Source organism: uncultured Photobacterium sp. (assembly GCF_947502415.1).
Classification (GTDB): domain Bacteria; phylum Pseudomonadota; class Gammaproteobacteria; order Enterobacterales; family Vibrionaceae; genus Photobacterium.
In genome coordinates this window covers 1-1,962 of record NZ_CANMZV010000069.1, presented here as the reverse complement: position 1 = coordinate 1,962, position 1,962 = coordinate 1, and the positions used below count along the sequence as shown (strand labels likewise).

Below are 1,962 nucleotides of genomic sequence, written 5' to 3'. Positions count from 1 at the left end.
CACTCGGCAGTTTTGGTTCGGAGTGTATTTGGTTTGGTAAATTCAGCGTTGGCGCACCTTATGCCCGGCGTTATAAGTTTTTTCTCTGAAGTAAGTATGGCTTAAATATAAATATTGGATAATAAATAATGAAATCTTTTAATCAAATTTTTACTGTTACCGCCTTGAGTCTAATGGTATGTGCCTGTGGTGGAGGTGGTTCTTCTGCAACACCTCAGGGTAAATCATCAACTTTAACTATAAATAAAGACAACGTATTGAATATAGGCAATACAGTTACATTAGGGGTTGACTGTGATAACTGTAAAAACATTCAATACAAATGGACTTTTGATATAAATAATAATGGACAGTTTGGTGATACAGTTTTAATTGATGACGTTCCTGTTTCCGATAAGGAATTTTTGGCTAACTCTTATACGTTACTCCAAGACGATTTTGGTGTAAAACTAAAAATTGATGTTAATGCAACGATAAATGGTGTGTCACACTCTGAGTACGTAGTATATCAACCTTCAATAGCAGAAGGTATTTACACATCAACTCGATATTTAGCGGTTAAGAAAACAGATGATTCCCTTGTTTCTTGGTTAGGTGGCTCCCAAAATATTGATAAGTTGGATGATATTAAAACTGTATTTGAGACTGAATTTGGTTTTGCTGCAAATAAAACTAACGGTGAATTTGTGACGTGGGGAACATCAAAAAGGCAAGAAACAAGTCCTGAAGTTTCAAATGTTACGCACTTTTATTCAAACCAAGGTGGTGCTTTTGCCGCATTAAAAGCGGATGGAACCGTTATCACATGGGGCAACGAATATGCAGGGGGAAATAGCCAAGCCATTAATGATCAACTTGTGAATGTGAAAAATATCTATTCAGCTAAAAATGCTTTTACCGCGCTAAAAGCTAATAAGACAGTTGTATCTTGGGGGGCTGCAGGTTCTGGTGGAGATAACAGTTCAGTTAATCACCTGCTTGTAGACGTTGAGAAAATTGCCGAGAATGAAGTTGCGTTTGCGGCTCTTAAAGGTGATAAATCTGTCGTGACTTGGGGAGAGCTAAACTTTGGTGGACACAGTGATCATATACGGTCGGAATTAGTCGGTGTGTCAGACGTTTATTCTAATAGGACTAAGTTCTATCAGACTTATCAGAATGGTACAGATTTTATTGCGATAAAAGATAATGGCGATGTGATTTCTTGGGGAGCAGACGTCTATTCAAGTGGTTTGCTGAAGCGTGTCAAGTCAATTCCTGGCGCAAAGGAAGTTTTTTCAACCTGGGGGGCTGTCGCCGTACTTACTCAAGATGGCAATGTGGAAATGTGGGGAGATCTTGATGTAGGAGATGCATCTCAACTTGATAGACCTCTTTCTGGTGTAAAGACTATTGTAGCAAATGCCAATGCTTTTAGTGCGCTCAAGTCTGATGGTTCAATTATAAATTGGGGAAATCCCGGCTGTGGTGGCGAAAATAGCACTACAAAAAGCCTGACAGGTATTATTGAGGTTGTGGCCTCTGAATGTTCTTTCGTGGCTAGGAATCGAGATGGTGGCTTGGTTGCTTGGGGCGATCATAACAGTGGTGGAAATATGAGTGCGGTAGAAGCACAGTTGAAATCAACAAAGTTACTAAAGGCCACTCAAGCTGGGTTTATTGCATTACAAAATAATGGTTCAGTTTTGGTTTGGGGATACGATTCTGAGCTATCATCAGAATTACAATCGTTACTTGAGCCGAAAGATTATGTGTTAGAGTCTTCTTTCTAACTCTGATTAAATTCAATAACTTATAACAAGGCAATCAAGGTGACCCGTTACACTCGGCAGTTTTGGTTTGAAGTTCAGTGTGCTTTGCTGGTTTAGTGTGGGGCACCTTATTACAGGCGTTAGGTTTATATGGGAGGTTTATGGAACATTTTGTGGAAATATTTAAATCATTAGTATGGCCTGTAACTAT

At 39.1% G+C, this 1,962-nt stretch carries 1 protein-coding gene; it reads left to right on the top strand.

The features are described 5' to 3' along the window. Nucleotides 1-128: 128 nt before the first annotated feature. Entirely contained in the window at nt 129-1,772 is a 1,644-nt protein-coding gene (locus Q0852_RS23455; protein ID WP_299022814.1) for a hypothetical protein, read from the top strand. Nucleotides 1,773-1,962: the final 190 nt, after the last annotated feature.